This window comes from Leclercia pneumoniae, from assembly GCF_017348915.1.
Taxonomy (GTDB): domain Bacteria; phylum Pseudomonadota; class Gammaproteobacteria; order Enterobacterales; family Enterobacteriaceae; genus Enterobacter; species Enterobacter pneumoniae.
The window spans coordinates 3479155-3494296 of record NZ_CP071383.1 but is presented as its reverse complement, the minus strand read 5'-3'; the positions used below and the strand labels follow the sequence as shown (position 1 = coordinate 3494296).

The window sequence follows — 15142 nt, the reverse complement described above, 5'->3', positions numbered from 1 at the left end:
TCCGCGAAGGAGGGCAAGGCCAGTTACAGAAACACTAACTCAATTAAGATTGCAACATTTCAGGTTGCTCAGGAAGTTTCGCGATATAAAGAGCGGGTTTACCGTCTTTATCGGAACTAAACAGGACCGCACTGTCATCCGGCGTAAAGGAAGGGTGCGGATGGGTCACCTGGCGGCTATTTGCTACCGTGGCCCAGGAGGTATCGTGACGCGCGATGCGGAAATAACCTTTCTTCGCCACGTCGAACGCATACAGATAAGGATCGTTATCGATGGTATAGCCGCTGGTGTCTTTCACATCCACCGGCGTACCCGAACCATCGCCTACCAGCAGCGTGCCATCAAAGTTACTCATCAGGTGAGAACAGGCGGGCATCTGCATCACGGTTTCATTAATGCCGGTATCCGGATTGAAGCGATAAATCGTGCGGCCCTGTTCGCCCTTCAGATAAGAGACATAAATCAGGGCAGAACCGTTTGGCACCCAGAACTCATGGGTGCAGCTTTCGCCTTCAGCGTGCTCCTTTACTTTACGCACATGGCTTCCGTCTTCGTTGACCAGCCACATGCGGGCATCGACCAGGTCGTGCGGACCTTCATGGCAGAACGCAACGGTGTTGTCATCGAACGGGCGATAGATAGGGTGACCGAGCCAGTTTTTCTCTTCATGGATGACGCGGCTTTCGCCGGTTTGCAGATCCACGCGCAGCAGACGGCAGTGTGGGCCTTTGTGGAAAAAGTCGTGGAAGATCTTCCAGTCATTGAGCGGCGTCCAGTCGCTTTTGGCGATTTCAATGCCAACCAGTTTCGTGCAATCGCTGTTCGCCACCCAGGTGCCGTATCCGACCCAGTCATCGCTCACGCGATAGATTTCACGCTCGTCGAGCGTGCGCAGATTCACTTCCCGCAGGGTACGATCGTTCTTCACGTAGTAGAGCGAAGTATCGTCGGGTGACAAGAAGCCGCCAAAGGTGTTATCACCGGCCCCTTCGGTCAGCTGTACGGCCTCGGCTTTGTTGATATCCAGCAGGTAGTAGTTCCAGTGGCCGTCAAACTCTCCGGCAAACAGCAGATGGCTGCCATCATTGAAAAAGCATTTTTGATAGAAGTAGTTACGGTGGCACGTTACTTCCGGGGGGGTCAGGCGGGTGACTTCCACGCCTGTATCCGGATCGCGGCTGACGTCATAGTTCAGCTTGACCCGCATACCTTTTGCCATGATGCGCTCCTTGATGTCGACGGCAGGGCAAAGGCCCTGAAGATAATGGTTTAAAAACTGGGTATTAAATTATCAAAACATCGTTTCAATGTGTGTGACTGGTGGCGCACTTCTGGACAATATGGAGACATTTGTATCATTCAGTTTCATGTTATTGCTGATAATAATTTTTGTACTGAATAACCTGGTAAAAACCTTTTTCTATTATATCTTCATGTTTTTAAAGTGATTTAAAAAACACCGTAAACGACGCGGTAGGGCCGCTAGCCTGACAATCGTGATCGAAACTACACTTCTGAGATTAACATGCAGAAAAAGTGAAACAACGTTTCGAATGCAATTGAAAACCCATTTCACAGAAGATAATATGTGCTCATCATGAAAACGGAACATCGTTTTGTTAATTATCCAGGCTAACTAGCCAGAATACGTTGGAGGTTAATGTGGAAGTCAGACAAAGCATCCACAGTGCGCACGCAAAAACGCTGGATACCCAGGGGCTGCGTAATGAGTTTTTAGTTGAGAAAGTGTTTGTCGCGGATGAGTACACCATGGTGTACAGCCACATTGACCGCATAATTGTTGGCGGCATTATGCCGGTGGCAAAAACCGTCTCCGTGGGCGGCGAAGTGGGCAAACAGCTGGGCGTAAGCTACTTCCTCGAGCGTCGCGAACTGGGCGTGATCAACATCGGTGGGCCAGGTACCATCACCGTTGATGGCCAGTGCTACGAAATTGGTCATCGCGACGCGCTGTATGTAGGCAAGGGTGCAAAAGAGGTGGTCTTCGCCAGCGTAAATAACAGCAAACCCGCGAAGTTCTACTACAACTGCGCCCCTGCGCATACCACCTATCCCACCAAAAAAGTGACCCCGGCAGACGTCGCTCCGGTCACGCTGGGGGATAACCTCACCAGCAACCGTCGCACCATCAATAAATATTTCGTTCCCGATGTGCTGGAAACCTGCCAGCTCAGCATGGGGCTGACCGAGCTTGAGCCGGGCAACCTCTGGAACACCATGCCGTGCCATACCCATGAGCGCCGCATGGAAGTTTACTTCTACTTCAACATGGAAGACGACGCCTGCGTATTCCACATGATGGGACAGCCGCAAGAGACGCGCCATATCGTGATGCACAACGAGCAGGCCGTTATCTCGCCAAGCTGGTCCATTCACTCAGGCGTTGGTACCCGTGCATACACCTTTATCTGGGGTATGGTGGGTGAGAACCAGGTCTTTGATGACATGGACCACGTCGCTGTTAAAGATTTGCGCTAACTGCGGGCAGTTATGCATAACTCTGCCTGTTATGACAGGCGCTGAACGATTAAGGAAAAAACATGATTCTGGATTCATTTTCTCTGCAAGGTAAAGTGGCCGTTGTTTCGGGTTGTGACACGGGGCTGGGCCAGGGTATGGCGTTAGGTCTGGCAGAAGCGGGCTGCGACATCGTTGGTATTAACATCGTTGAGCCGACAGAAACCATTGAGCGCGTTACTGCGCTGGGTCGTCGCTTCCTGAGCCTGACTGCCGATTTGCGTAAAATCGACGCTATTCCTGAGCTGCTGGATCGCGCCGTTGCTGAGTTCGGTAAAATCGACATTCTGGTAAACAACGCGGGTCTGATTCGCCGTGAAGATGCGATTAACTTCAGCGAGCAGGACTGGGATGACGTGATGAACCTGAACATCAAGAGCGTGTTCTTCATGTCTCAGGCAGCGGCGAAGCACTTTATCGCTCAGGGCAACGGCGGCAAGATTATCAATATCGCCTCTATGCTCTCCTTCCAGGGCGGTATCCGTGTGCCTTCTTACACCGCATCGAAAAGCGGCGTAATGGGCGTGACCCGTCTGCTGGCCAACGAATGGGCGCAGCACAACATTAACGTGAACGCCATCGCGCCAGGTTACATGGCAACCAACAATACCCAGCAGCTGCGTGCTGACGAAGAGCGCAGTGCTGCCATTCTTGAGCGTATTCCGGCAGGCCGCTGGGGTCTGCCATCGGATCTGATGGGGCCGGTGGTATTCCTGGCCTCCGGTGCATCTGACTATATCAACGGCTATACCATTGCGGTTGATGGTGGCTGGCTGGCACGTTAATTTTCGCGTCACGTTATAAAAAACCTCTGCCCATGGGCGGAGGTTTTTTTTGCCTGTAATGTTGATTATCCATATCAAGAAAGATAATTAATCCATACTCAAAAAACAGGCACGACAGGCGTCACACATTTATTGTTTATTTATTAGCTAATTAACGGGAAATTAAGATTTTTCATAATCATTTGAAATTGTAATGTCCATCACATAACGCCATGCCATAGCTAATTAGTCCATAACTTCACCCATTCCCGCCTGACACTTATTCCCCTTATCTCGTAATTTCAGTTAACGATTTTTCGGTTCTGGCAGGAAATTATGACATCGATAAATGACTCTACCCTTATGCCGGCTGCGCTGCGCGACACCCGGCGCATGAATCAGTTTGTCTCGATTGCGGCTGCCGTGGCAGGCCTGCTGTTCGGGCTCGATATTGGCGTGATCGCCGGTGCGTTGCCGTTTATTACCGAGCATTTCACCCTCAGCAGCCGCCTGCAGGAGTGGGTAGTGAGCAGCATGATGCTGGGCGCAGCGATAGGAGCGTTATTTAATGGCTGGCTCTCATTCCGTCTGGGGCGTAAATACAGCCTGATGGTGGGGGCAATTCTGTTTGTTGCCGGGTCCGTTGGCTCTGCCTTTGCCACACAGGTTGAAGTGCTACTGCTCGCCCGCGTGCTGCTGGGCGTGGCGGTGGGGATTGCATCTTATACGGCGCCGCTCTACCTCTCGGAAATGGCGAGTGAAAACGTGCGCGGGAAAATGATCAGTATGTATCAGCTGATGGTGACGCTGGGCATCGTGCTGGCATTCCTGTCGGATACCTATTTTAGCTACAGCGGTAACTGGCGCGCTATGTTAGGAGTACTGGCGTTACCAGCGCTGCTGCTGATCGTATTAGTAATTTTCCTGCCGAACAGCCCGCGCTGGCTGGCGCAGAAAGGTCGCCACGTGGAGGCGGAAGAGGTGCTACGCATGCTGCGAGACACCTCTGAAAAAGCGCGCGAAGAGCTGAATGAGATCCGCGAAAGTCTGAAGCTGAAGCAGGGCGGCTGGTCGCTGTTTAAGGTTAACCGCAACGTTCGCCGCGCGGTATTCCTCGGCATGCTATTGCAGGCAATGCAGCAGTTTACCGGCATGAATATCATCATGTATTACGCCCCGCGTATCTTCAAAATGGCCGGATTCACCACCACAGAACAGCAGATGATTGCTACCCTGGTGGTCGGGCTGACCTTTATGTTTGCCACCTTTATCGCCGTGTTCACCGTCGATAAAGCCGGGCGTAAGCCGGCGCTGAAGATTGGCTTTAGCGTGATGGCAATAGGTACGCTGATCCTCGGCTACTGCCTGATGCAGTTCGATAACGGTACCGCATCGAGCGGGCTCTCCTGGCTTTCGGTGGGCATGACCATGATGTGCATTGCAGGCTATGCCATGAGCGCCGCGCCGGTGGTATGGATCTTGTGTTCTGAAATTCAGCCACTGAAATGCCGTGACTTTGGCATCACCTGCTCTACCACCACTAACTGGGTCTCCAACATGATCATCGGGGCAACCTTCCTGACATTGCTGGATGCCATTGGTGCGGCGGGAACGTTCTGGCTCTACACGGCGTTAAACGTGGCCTTTATTGGCATCACCTTCTGGCTTATTCCTGAAACCAAAGGGGTGACGCTGGAACATATCGAACGCAAACTGATGTCAGGAGAGAAACTGCGCGACATCGGCGTGTAATGTCTGTTCAGTTTGCCCCTCTTCTTTGCATAGAGAGGGGCAAGCAAGTTAAACCGCACACAGATAGAGCGCAGGCATTCCTTCCGTATCTGAGGTGTACAACACCCACTTATTATCCGGCGAGAACGAGGGGTGGGGATGCGTCACCTGACGGTCGCCGTCCAGCACTTTCCAGCTACTGTTATGTTGGCAAATGGCTTTTTGTGTTCCCTTCTTAATATCGAATACCCAGATAAAAGGATCGTTCAGGTTGATATCGCCCGTGTGGTGCGGCGAGCCGTCGCCGACGATCAGCGAGCCATCGTCGTTGCTCATCAGATGAGAGCAGGGGGGAATGGCCATTAGTTCGCGGTTCTCTAAGGTGGCAGGATCGGCACTGCACAGATAGCGCTGGGCTGCATGCTCTTTGTGCGCCACATAATAGAGAGCGGATCCGTCCGGCACCCAGAATTCATGGGTAAAATTCTCTCCTGCGGCGTGCTGGCGCACTTTGCGCAGGTTGCGACCGTCGGGGTTGATCAGCCACATACGCGCATCGATAGCATCGCGCGGGCCCTCATGGCAAAAAGCGATGGTATTGTCGTCAAACGGACGATAAATGGGATGCCCAAGCCAGCGCTTCTCCTGCAAAATCACTGTCCTTTCGCCGGTGCGTAAATCGATATTGATTAAGCGGCACTCCGGCTGAGTGAAGTAAAATGCCCGAAACTTGCTCCAGTCGGTGAGGGGTTGCCAGTCGCTCTTTTTAATTTCAATCCCGACCAGCTTCGTGCAGTCGCTGTTGGCCACCCAGGTGCCGTAGGCGACCCAGTCGTCATCGACCTCGTACACCACGTACTCTTCAAGGCTCTCCAGGTCGACGCGCCGGAGTTCGCGGGTCTCTTTGACATACCAGAGCGATTTATCGTCAGCCGATAAAAAGCCGCCAAATGTGTTATCTCCAGGCCCCTCGGTGAGCTGCATGGCTTGCTGACCGGGGATATCCAACAGATAGTAATTCCAGTGCCCTTCAAAGGCGCCGCCAAAGAGCAGCTTGCTGCTATCGCGGGTGAAGCACTTTTGATAGAAGTAATTACGGTGGCAAATAATATGCGGGGGCGTCATCCGTATGACCTCGTGTCCGGTCTCACTGTCCTGACGCGTCTGAAAATTCAGCGGGATGATTTTGCCTTTCATGGTGTTTTCTCCATAAAAAAATACCCCAACGCATAGGCGTCAGGGTATTCAAAGTAAGTCCTTGTTAGCGCATGGCGCGCTTCAGAATACGTTCAGCCTGACGCTGGAAGTCAGCGGCAGTCTCTTCCACGGTTTTCTGGCCGTAGTCGAGGTATTGCAGGGAGGTGCCGAATTGTGCCACGATCTGCGGATCGTCAAAGTATGGCGATACAGAGAGTTTGGCAGGCAGTGACTGCGCCAGGCGCAGACCCGCTACGGAAGGATCATTCTCTTTGATGGTGCCGTCTTCCGTCAGATACTGCACTGCCGCTTTACTCAGCGGTACGCCACGTTCCAGGCCCAGAGTATGGACACCCTCTTTGCTGTTCAGCAGGAAGTTAATCAACTTAGCTGCCGCTTCCGGATTCTTCGTCGATTTGCCGATGGAGAGCATCTGTGCCGGTTTAAAGAACAGACCCGCGTCCGTTGCGCCCGGCAGCATTGGGTAGCTACCCAACTCCAGTTTTGCCGGTGGCTTCAGGTTGTCGGAATACTTGGTGATGGTGGAGTTCCACATATAGGTCCCGCCCCATTCACCCTGGATCCACGGCTTCATCTCATACATGTTGCTCTTACCAAATGAGGCATAGTATTTGGTGTCAGGCATCACGTGGCTATCAACCAGCTTTTTGTAGGTCTGGAAAAATTCGACCCACTGCTCTTTGCTGTAGGAGAATTTTTTCGCCTTTTCATCAACCGCCGGGATGTTGTACTTCTGAGTCATATAAGAGTTCAGCAGCGCCAGGGTGTCCTGGTGCTCCAGTACAACCGGGTAATACTGTTTGCCCAGTTTGCTTTCGAAGGTTTTACCCGCCGCCATCAGCTCATCCCAGGTTTTTGGGTAGGTGACACCGGCTTTTTTCCAGGTTTCATCGTTGAAATAGAAGACGCGCGCGGTCACGGAGATAGGGATCCCGTTCAGCTTGCCGTTTACCGTGGTGGACTGCAGCTCTTTAGGATCGAACTGCGCCAGATCGATCACATCTTTCATTTTGTTCAGGTCGTAGAAGCCCTCACCGGTCTTAGAGAAGATCGGCAGCCAGTTCCAGTTGGTCTGCATCACGTCCGGCTCGGTGCCGCCTGCGATTTGCGTCGTCAGACGGGAGAGGTGTCCATCCCACCCCGTGTATTCGGCTTTAACGTTGATGTCCGGATTCTGTTTGTGGAACTCTTCAATCGCCTTCAGCGTCACCTGATGGCGGCCATTACCGCCCCACCAGGACATACGTAAATCAACATCCTGCGCCATCGATGGCAAAGCAGTCAGACCCAGGGTAGCGGAGATTGCTGCGCTTAAAAGCACTTTTTTCATTTTTATAACTCCAGTCAGAGAGAGATGTTCTGTTCAGATTTCGCGTCAAAGATATGACACTTATTCATGTCGAACTTAAAATACACCTTACGATAAAGTCCCTTTTCAATCATGGGCTTAGCTTCGTCGGAAGGAATGCGGGCTGTCAGTTCATAGTCGGCGACTTTCAGGTATACAAAGAATTCGTGCCCCATGTTTTCGGCGCGAACTATCTCGCCGCTGCAGCCGCCCTGAATAAAGGGCTCGTCAGAGAGCGAGACAAAGTCCGGGCGAATCCCGTAGAAAATGTCCTGGCCAACGTGGCTCTCGACTTTCTCTTTCAGTTCAGCGCTTAGCGGCATGGTCTGGTCGCCGATGGTCAGGGCGAGCTGGCCGTCCTGGTGCACTAGTTTGCTGGCGCGAATGTTCATCTCCGGCGAGCCGATAAAACCGGCCACGAACATGTTTTTCGGTTTGTGGTAGAGGTTGTCCGGGGTATCTACCTGCATGATATGACCCAGTTTCATCACGCAGATGCGGTCGCCCATGGTCATCGCTTCGGTCTGATCGTGCGTTACGTAGACGGTGGTCGCCGGTTTGCCGGAGGCCTTCAGCTGCTTGTGCAGATCCGAAATACGAATACGCATTGAGGCACGCAGTTTGGCATCCAGGTTGGAGAGCGGTTCGTCAAACAGGAACACGTCCGGCTTTTTCACAATCGCACGGCCTACCGCCACACGCTGGGCCTGGCCCCCGGAGAGCTGGCGCGGCAGGCGATCCAGCAACTCTTCCAGTTCAAGGATTTTGGCCGCTTCATTCACCTGCGCCTCAATTTGCGTTTTCGGCAGTTTGCTCAGCTTCAGGCCAAAGGCCAGGTTTTCGCGCACGGTCATATGCGGGTAAAGGGCGTAGTTCTGGAACACCATCGCAATCCCGCGCTCTTTTGGCGCCAGGTTATTGACGATCTTGTCGCCGATGCGTACTTCGCCGCCGCTAATGGTCTCCAGACCGGCCAGCATACGCAGGGTGGTGGACTTCGCGCAGCCGGAAGGGCCGACGATCACCATGAACTCACCTTCAGCGATTTTCAGGTCGATAGCATGTACCGCTTTGAAGCCGTTGGAGTAAACCTTTTCCAGTTTGTTGAAGATAACTTCAGCCATGATATTTCCCTCTTAACCTTTAATTCCGCTGCTGGTTACGCCCTGTACGAAGTAGCGCTGTGCCAGGAAGAAGACAATGATGGATGGCAGAATGGAGATGCTCGCCATTGCCAGAATTTCGTTCCACGGCGCCCCTTCGGTGACGTCGATGGACATTTTCAGAGCCAGTGCAATCGGGTATTTATCCACGCTGTAGACATAGATCAGCGGCCCGATAAAGTCGTTCATGGACCACATGAACTGGAACAGTGCCACGGAGATGATGGCCGGCTTCAGGATAGGTACCACCACGTACCACAGCACCTGAATAGAGTTACAGCCGTCAATCTGCGCCGCCTCTTCCATGTCTCGCGGCACGCCGCGCAGGAACTGGATCAGCATGAAGACGAAGAACCCTTGCGTGGCGAAGGCCAGCGGCAGGTACAGCGGCATATAGCTGTTCAGCATCCCCATTTCACGGAACATCAGGTACTGCGGGATCAGCAGCACGGTGCTTGGCAGCAACATGGTGGTGATCAGCGTCGCGAACCAGAATTTCTTCCACGGGATCTCGAAGCGGGCAAAGCCGTACGCCACGATGGTGGAGGAGATAATGGTCAGGATCACTTTGGGGATCACATACTTAAAGGTGTTGAGCATGTAATGGCCAAAGTTGTACTCGGTGCCGGTTTTCCAGCCATTCACAAAACCATCCCAGGTGGCATGGGCAGGCCACAGGCTCAGGGTGGTAAAGATCTCGTGGTTCGGTTTGAACGACGCCGAGAACATCCACACCAGTGGGTAGAGCATCAGCAGGCCAACAAACAGCAGGATCACATAGCGAATGCTGGCGCTAATTTTTTCACGACGCAGCGTACGGGCCACTTCGCGTTCTGCGATGCTTCTCGCCGTGGAGAGTTGTTGAATATCAGCCATTTTTGCCTCCCTTATCGGCGGAGTAGAACACCCAGTATTTCGAAGACTTAAAGGCGATAGCGGCGAAGACAGCAACGACCAGGAACAGGACCCAGGCCAGTGCGGCGCCATAACCCATGTCAAAGTATTTGAATGCGGTGTCGTAGATGTAGAGCGAGAACAGATAGGTCGAGTAAGTCGGCCCACCGCCGGTGATGACATACGGCCCGGTAAATTCCTGGAACGCCTGGGTCGTTTGCATAATGAAGTTAAAGAAGATCACCGGCGTAATCAGCGGCACGGTCACTTTCATGAACATCTGCCACTTAGATGCGCCGTCGATCATTGCCGCTTCGTACTGGGATTGCGGCACGTTCTGCAGAGCGGCAAGGAAGATGACCATCGCGGAGCCGAACTGCCATACGCGCAGCAGGGTGACGGACATCAGCGCCAGCGAAGGCTCACCAAGCCAGTTGACCGGATCGAGGCCAAATACGCCGATAAAGCTATTTAACAGCCCATCGATGGCAAACAGGGCGCGCCACAGAACGGCAATCGCGACGGAGCTGCCCAGGATCGACGGAATATAGTAAGCGGTTCGGAAGAATCCAATGCCGCGTAATTTAAAGTTCAGGACAAAAGCGATGCCAAGGGCAAAGGCCAGCTTTAACGGGATGGTTAAAAATACATACGCGAAGGTCACGCCCATGGATTTCCAGAAGAGGGTGTCTTCGGTAAACATGTAGCGATAGTTCTCAATGCCGTTAAATACCGGCGGGCTCATCAAATCGTAATCAGTAAAACTGAGGAAGAAAGATGAAACAAATGGGAAAGCAGTAAAGAGTATCAACCCAATTATGTAGGGCGATATCCATGCTAACCCCAGCAGCTTGTTTTCATTCATACATACCTACCTGGCGATCAATGGTTTAAAAAACGGAATCTGCATTTGTAAAGACTTCTCACGCCTGTGTTCCTTAGCATGAGGGAAAATTTTTAGGGCGATGCGAAGGTTAGTCACCCATTACATGCTGATTAATAGGGTATTTTCAGAATGCACCTCGCACTGAAGTGTCTGGTTTTCAAAACTTACGAACTGTCTTTCTTGAATACTAAAACATCGTTTTATTTTATTTTATTGCTATTTATTTCCGCGTCATTCGGTTAATGATGGAAATGTGATCGATGTCGAAACGCTGTTTCAATAAGGTGATGGGGCTGGCATTTTTGCGTCATTTCAAAAAATTGCACTCGCCAAAAGGAAGAGGAGGGTGGGGCATAACGGAGAGGTTTTATAGCAGCAATCCTTTTGTTGGATGGGCTACTAAATTTGATAGCCCATCGACAGATATACCATTCAGGCGTTCAGATTATTCTTAGGTTCTTGTATCATCGGGATCCCCGTAATTTGCCAGGCAGAAATGCACTGCACCTTTAAAAGAAAAACGGTTATGTCATCTATGGATACCAACAAACACACGGACCTCGATTTCCCTCGTTATGCCTCCCCGGCAGTCAATACCCGAGAAATAGACCTTCTGGAGTTGTTACAGACCCTTTTTGCAGCCAAAAAGCGCATTGTGGCAATTACCTTCGCGTTTGGGTAATGACTCCAACTTATTGATAGTGTTTTATGTTCAGATAATGCCCGATGACTTTGTCATGCAGCTCCACCGATTTTGAGAACGACAGCGACTTCCGTCCCAGCCGTGCCAGGTGCTGCCTCAGATTCAGGTTATGCCGCTCAATTCGCTGCGTATATCGCTTGCTGATTACGTGCAGCTTTCCCTTCAGGCGGGATTCATACAGCGGCCAGCCATCCGTCATCCATATCACCACGTCAAAGGGTGACAGCAGGCTCATAAGACGCCCCAGCGTCGCCATAGTGCGTTCACCGAATACGTGCGCAACAACCGTCTTCCGGAGCCTGTCATACGCGTAAAACAGCCAGCGCTGGAGCGATTTAGCCCCGACATAGCCCCACTGTTCGTCCATTTCCGCGCAGACGATGACGTCACTGCCCGGCTGTATGCGCGAGGTTACCGACTGCGGCCTGAGTTTTTTAAGTGACGTAAAATCGTGTTGAGGCCAACGCCCATAATGCGGGCGGTTGCCCGGCATCCAACGCCATTCATGGCCATATCAATGATTTTCTGGTGCGTACCGGGTTGAGAAGCGGTGTAAGTGAACTGCAGTTGCCATGTTTTACGGCAGTGAGAGCAGAGATAGCGCTGATGTCCGGCGGTGCTTTTGCCGTTACGCACCACCCCGTCAGTAGCTGAACAGGAGGGACAGCTGATAGAAACAGAAGCCACTGGAGCACCTCAAAAACACCATCATACACTAAATCAGTAAGTTGGCAGCATCACCCGCGTTTGCGTTGGCCGGCCTGGCAATCGCGTTTTTACTCCCGCAGAAATGGACCAGTAAAGCCGTTATCACCCCGGCAGAACAGACACAGTGGAACCCGCTGCGCCAGATGATGGTTGCGTTACAAGTCCTTGATGTTGACGTTAAGGTGGACCGACCGGAAGTGTTCAAAATGTTCATTAAAAAATTCCAGTCGCAGTCCCTTCTCGAAGAGTACATGGCGAGTTCACCCTTTGTGATGGAACAGTTGAAAGGCTCAGAGGTGGATCCCCTGACGCTGCATCGCGCGGTAGTCAGCATCGCTGACAGAATGAAAGCAGCCGATAACACCTCCGCAAAAGATGCGGATAAAGCGCCCTATATTTCGTGGACGTTGAGCTTTACCGCGCCAACGGCAGCCGATGCACAGACCGTGCTGGAAGGCTATATCAACTACGTTTCTCGCATCGTCGAGCAGGAGACAATGCAGAACATACGCAACCAGATCGCGCTGAAAACCAAAGTGGTAAAAGAGCAGCTGCAGCTTGATAGGGTGCGCCTGACCAATATTCACAACACCAATCTTCAGCGCCTGCATTACTCGCTGGAGGTCGCTAACGCGGCGGGCATCAAAAAGCCGGTCTACAGTAACGGGCAAGCCGTGAAGGATGATCCTGACTACTCAGTGGCGTTAGGCGCTGACGGTATCGCGCAGAAACTGCAGATTGAAAAAAACATCAAGGACGTGGCTGAACTCAATGCGGACTTCCAGAACCGTCAATACTATCTGCAACAGCTGGAAAATCTCTCTATTGAAGATGTGAACGTAGAGCCGTTTAAATATCAGCTTTCCCCTTCTATGCCGGTAAATAAAGACGGCCCAGGTAAAGCGCTCATTGTACTGCTGGCGGGATTACTGGGTGGGCTATTCGCTTGCGGTAGCGTACTGCTGAACCAGGCATTAAGTTCCCGTATTCCACTGCCTGAGGCGGTAGCGGCCTAAAGGCAGGAAAGAAAAGGGCGCTTAATCGCGCCCTCTTATTTACTTCAGAAAGTCTTCGCGCACCGGCGTGAAGGTATCCAGCAGCGTACCGGGCTTCAGGCAGACGCAGCCGTGCATCACATGCGGCTCTTTATAGAGCGTATCGCCAGCGGTCACGATATGTTTTTCATCACCGATAGTGAACTCAAACTCGCCAGACAGCACATAGGTCAGCTGCTCGTGCGGATGGTTGTGCATCGGGCCAATTGCCCCTTCCTCAAAATTCACCTCTACTGCCATCATTTTGCCGTCGTGAGCCAGAATGCGGCGCGTCACGCCGTTGCCCAAATCGTCCAGGCGGGTCTCTTTATGAAAAATAAACATGGTTGTATCCTGATATAGAGTGAAACGTTGTTTCAATTAACTTATCTCAGCCCGTATAAAAAGAAAACGTTGAACCAAGGAACTGGAAACTCGATCACAAGTTTGCTTCACTGAGGAAAACCAGAAAGGGGAGCAGAATGAAAACGATCGGTCTGTTGGGCGGAATGAGTTGGGAATCAACCATTCCCTATTATCGTTTAATCAATGAGGGCGTAAAGCAGCGCCTGGGTGGTCTGCACTCTGCGAGTCTGCTGCTGCATAGCGTGGACTTTCATGAGATCGAAGCCTGTCAATCAAGCGGCGACTGGGACAAAGCCGGAGAGATGCTGGCCAGCGCGGCGCTGGGCCTGCAGCAGGCGGGAGCCGAAGCCATTCTGCTCTGTACTAATACCATGCACAAAGTTGCGTCGCATATTGAAGCGCGTTGCCCGCTGCCATTTCTGCATATTGCCGATGCGACCGGGCGGGCGATTACGACATCCGGCATGTCGCGCGTGGCATTGCTGGGCACCCGCTATACCATGGAGCAGGACTTTTACCGGGGCCGTCTGACGTCGCAGTTTGCCATTGAAACGCTGATCCCCGATGAAGCAGACCGCGCGCGCATCAATGAGATCATCTTTGCAGAGCTCTGCCTCGGCACCTTTAGTGATGCCTCGCGCGACTATTATCTGAGCGTGATCGAGAAACTGGCGGCGCAGGGGGCGGAAGGGGTGATCTTCGGCTGCACCGAGATTGGCCTGCTGGTGCCTGCTGAGCACAGCCCCATTCCGGTCTTCGATACGGCGGCGATCCACGCGGCAGATGCGGTGGAATTTATGTTGTCCTGAGAAGATCGGCTGTAAACTGTTTTGCCCCCTGCTGTAACCAGCCACTGAATGCCTCCACCAGGGCGGAGGCCGGCCGGTGCAGCGGGCGGATCAAACTCACCGTGAACGGCACCGAGAGGCTAAATGGGCGGATAACCACTCCGCTCGCCGCATACTCCAGCGCCGTGAGCGGATTCACTACCGAAATTCCTACCCCTGCGCGCACCATGGCGCAAATCGATGCTGCGCTGTGGGTCTCCACCACCATCCGGCGTTTAACCTGATGCTCGCTAAAGAGCGAATCCAGCAGCTGGCGATAGCTGTCGGTGCGCGACAAGCTAATGTAGTTCTCACCCTGAAAATCGGCGGGGGTGAGCACGCTCTTCTGACTGAGCGGATGCCCTGCGGGCAGCACGCACACCTCATCCAGCGATAGCAGCTCAGTACGTTCCGTTCCGGCAGGGGTGAGCAAGGTTTCCGTCAGCCCCAGATCGTGTCGCTGGGCGGAAAGCCACTCCTCAAGCAACGGGGATTCTTGCGGCACGATAGTCAGATTAACGTCGGGATAGCGCGTCAGAAAGGGCTGTAACAGCGTCGGTAAAAAGGACTGGGAAAAAACCGGCAGACAGGCGATCGACAACTCTCCCTGGCGGAATTCACGCAGGCTTTCGGCGGCGCTGACAATCCTGTCCAGCCCGTACCAGGATCGCTGGACCTCTTCAAAGAGCCGCAGCCCTTGCACCGTAGGATGCAGACGCCCGCGGCTTCGCTCAAAGAGCGTCAACCCAATTACCTTTTCAAAGCGCGCCAGCTCGCGGCTGACCGTGGGCTGCGAGGTGTGGAGCAGACGTGCGGCCTCGGTCAGGTTACCGGCGGTCATCACGGCGTGGAAGATTTCGATATGGCGTAGGTTAACGGCGGGCATAACGGTGGCCTGTGGCAAAAAGTTATCCATATCATTTTTGCATAGACTGAAGATAAAACGATATTTTTTATTCGGT

The 15142-nt window shown here is 52.7% G+C and carries 14 protein-coding genes; 5 read left to right on the top strand and 9 right to left on the bottom strand.

From position 1 onward, the window contains the following. Window positions 1-43: 43 nt before the first annotated feature. Window positions 44-1219 carry an oligogalacturonate lyase family protein gene (locus JZ655_RS16895; RefSeq protein WP_046887101.1) on the bottom strand — a complete coding sequence of 392 codons (1176 nt, stop codon included), beginning with the start codon at window positions 1217-1219 and terminating at the stop codon, window positions 44-46. A gap of 443 nt (window positions 1220-1662) precedes the next feature. On the opposite strand from JZ655_RS16895, the gene kduI reads away from it, so the two are divergent. From kduI to araE, 3 genes are all read left to right on the top strand, one after another. Then, complete coding sequence (kduI, locus tag JZ655_RS16890) at window positions 1663-2499, top strand: 5-dehydro-4-deoxy-D-glucuronate isomerase (protein WP_046887100.1); 837 nt, start codon at window positions 1663-1665, stop codon at window positions 2497-2499. Between the two features lie 62 nt (window positions 2500-2561). Continuing rightward, window positions 2562-3323, top strand: a complete 762-nt coding sequence (kduD, locus tag JZ655_RS16885; RefSeq protein WP_040074172.1) for a 2-dehydro-3-deoxy-D-gluconate 5-dehydrogenase KduD — start codon at window positions 2562-2564, stop codon at window positions 3321-3323. Window positions 3324-3638: 315 nt separating this feature from the next. Beyond that, the gene (gene araE, locus JZ655_RS16880) at window positions 3639-5054 is read left to right on the top strand and encodes an arabinose-proton symporter AraE (RefSeq protein WP_040074173.1); all 1416 of its coding nucleotides are present in this window, start codon (window positions 3639-3641) and stop codon (window positions 5052-5054) included. A 48-nt stretch (window positions 5055-5102) separates the two neighbouring features. On the opposite strand, the gene JZ655_RS16875 is transcribed toward araE, so the two are convergent. The 6 genes from JZ655_RS16875 to JZ655_RS16850 form a co-directional block, all read right to left on the bottom strand. Next, window positions 5103-6230 (bottom strand): oligogalacturonate lyase family protein, encoded by a 1128-nt coding sequence (locus JZ655_RS16875; RefSeq protein ID WP_207292351.1) that lies wholly within the window; start codon window positions 6228-6230, stop codon window positions 5103-5105. A 64-nt stretch (window positions 6231-6294) separates the two neighbouring features. After that, window positions 6295-7581, bottom strand: a complete 1287-nt coding sequence (locus tag JZ655_RS16870; protein WP_207292350.1) for an ABC transporter substrate-binding protein — start codon at window positions 7579-7581, stop codon at window positions 6295-6297. 14 nt (window positions 7582-7595) lie between these two features. Continuing rightward, window positions 7596-8723 (bottom strand): ABC transporter ATP-binding protein, encoded by a 1128-nt coding sequence (locus JZ655_RS16865; protein WP_207292349.1) that lies wholly within the window; start codon window positions 8721-8723, stop codon window positions 7596-7598. A gap of 12 nt (window positions 8724-8735) precedes the next feature. Beyond that, entirely contained in the window at window positions 8736-9638 is a 903-nt protein-coding gene (locus JZ655_RS16860) for a carbohydrate ABC transporter permease (protein ID WP_040074178.1), read from the bottom strand. Further along, on the bottom strand, window positions 9631-10521 hold the full coding sequence (locus tag JZ655_RS16855) for a carbohydrate ABC transporter permease (protein WP_040074179.1): 891 nt from the start codon (window positions 10519-10521) through the stop codon (window positions 9631-9633). Before JZ655_RS16855 ends, JZ655_RS16860 begins: the two co-directional genes overlap by 8 nt. Window positions 10522-11234: 713 nt before the next feature. Further along, a protein-coding gene (locus JZ655_RS16850) for an IS1-like element IS1A family transposase (protein ID WP_242637262.1) occupies window positions 11235-11932 on the bottom strand; the annotation gives its coding sequence in 2 pieces (ribosomal slippage) (window positions 11235-11683 and window positions 11683-11932; 699 coding nt in all). Window positions 11933-11973: 41 nt separating this feature from the next. Between JZ655_RS16850 and wzz(fepE) the strand changes: the two genes are divergently transcribed. Beyond that, window positions 11974-12969 (top strand): LPS O-antigen length regulator Wzz(fepE), encoded by a 996-nt coding sequence (gene wzz(fepE) / locus JZ655_RS16845; RefSeq protein ID WP_242637279.1) that lies wholly within the window; start codon window positions 11974-11976, stop codon window positions 12967-12969. A gap of 39 nt (window positions 12970-13008) precedes the next feature. On the opposite strand, the gene JZ655_RS16840 is transcribed toward wzz(fepE), so the two are convergent. Then, a complete protein-coding gene (locus tag JZ655_RS16840) occupies window positions 13009-13332 on the bottom strand; it encodes a cupin domain-containing protein (protein WP_040074182.1) in 324 nt (107 codons plus the stop codon). A 137-nt stretch (window positions 13333-13469) separates the two neighbouring features. On the opposite strand from JZ655_RS16840, the gene JZ655_RS16835 reads away from it, so the two are divergent. Continuing rightward, window positions 13470-14162 carry an aspartate/glutamate racemase gene (locus JZ655_RS16835; protein ID WP_207292348.1) on the top strand — a complete coding sequence of 231 codons (693 nt, stop codon included), beginning with the start codon at window positions 13470-13472 and terminating at the stop codon, window positions 14160-14162. Here the strand turns inward: JZ655_RS16835 and JZ655_RS16830 are convergent. Further along, window positions 14149-15066 (bottom strand): LysR family transcriptional regulator, encoded by a 918-nt coding sequence (locus tag JZ655_RS16830; protein WP_207293871.1) that lies wholly within the window; start codon window positions 15064-15066, stop codon window positions 14149-14151. The two genes, JZ655_RS16835 and JZ655_RS16830, sit on opposite strands and share 14 nt — an antisense overlap. Window positions 15067-15142: the final 76 nt, after the last annotated feature.

Coding starts and splice junctions, on each gene's coding strand:
- JZ655_RS16865 (WP_207292349.1), bottom strand. CDS start 8,723: ATGGCTGAAGTTATCTTCAACAAACTGGAAAAGGTTTACTCCAACGGC.
- kduD (WP_040074172.1), top strand. CDS start 2,562: ATGATTCTGGATTCATTTTCTCTGCAAGGTAAAGTGGCCGTTGTTTCG.
- JZ655_RS16875 (WP_207292351.1), bottom strand. CDS start 6,230: ATGAAAGGCAAAATCATCCCGCTGAATTTTCAGACGCGTCAGGACAGT.
- JZ655_RS16860 (WP_040074178.1), bottom strand. CDS start 9,638: ATGGCTGATATTCAACAACTCTCCACGGCGAGAAGCATCGCAGAACGC.
- JZ655_RS16840 (WP_040074182.1), bottom strand. CDS start 13,332: ATGTTTATTTTTCATAAAGAGACCCGCCTGGACGATTTGGGCAACGGC.
- JZ655_RS16855 (WP_040074179.1), bottom strand. CDS start 10,521: ATGAATGAAAACAAGCTGCTGGGGTTAGCATGGATATCGCCCTACATA.
- araE (WP_040074173.1), top strand. CDS start 3,639: ATGACATCGATAAATGACTCTACCCTTATGCCGGCTGCGCTGCGCGAC.
- JZ655_RS16835 (WP_207292348.1), top strand. CDS start 13,470: ATGAAAACGATCGGTCTGTTGGGCGGAATGAGTTGGGAATCAACCATT.
- JZ655_RS16830 (WP_207293871.1), bottom strand. CDS start 15,066: ATGCCCGCCGTTAACCTACGCCATATCGAAATCTTCCACGCCGTGATG.
- JZ655_RS16870 (WP_207292350.1), bottom strand. CDS start 7,581: ATGAAAAAAGTGCTTTTAAGCGCAGCAATCTCCGCTACCCTGGGTCTG.
- JZ655_RS16895 (WP_046887101.1), bottom strand. CDS start 1,219: ATGGCAAAAGGTATGCGGGTCAAGCTGAACTATGACGTCAGCCGCGAT.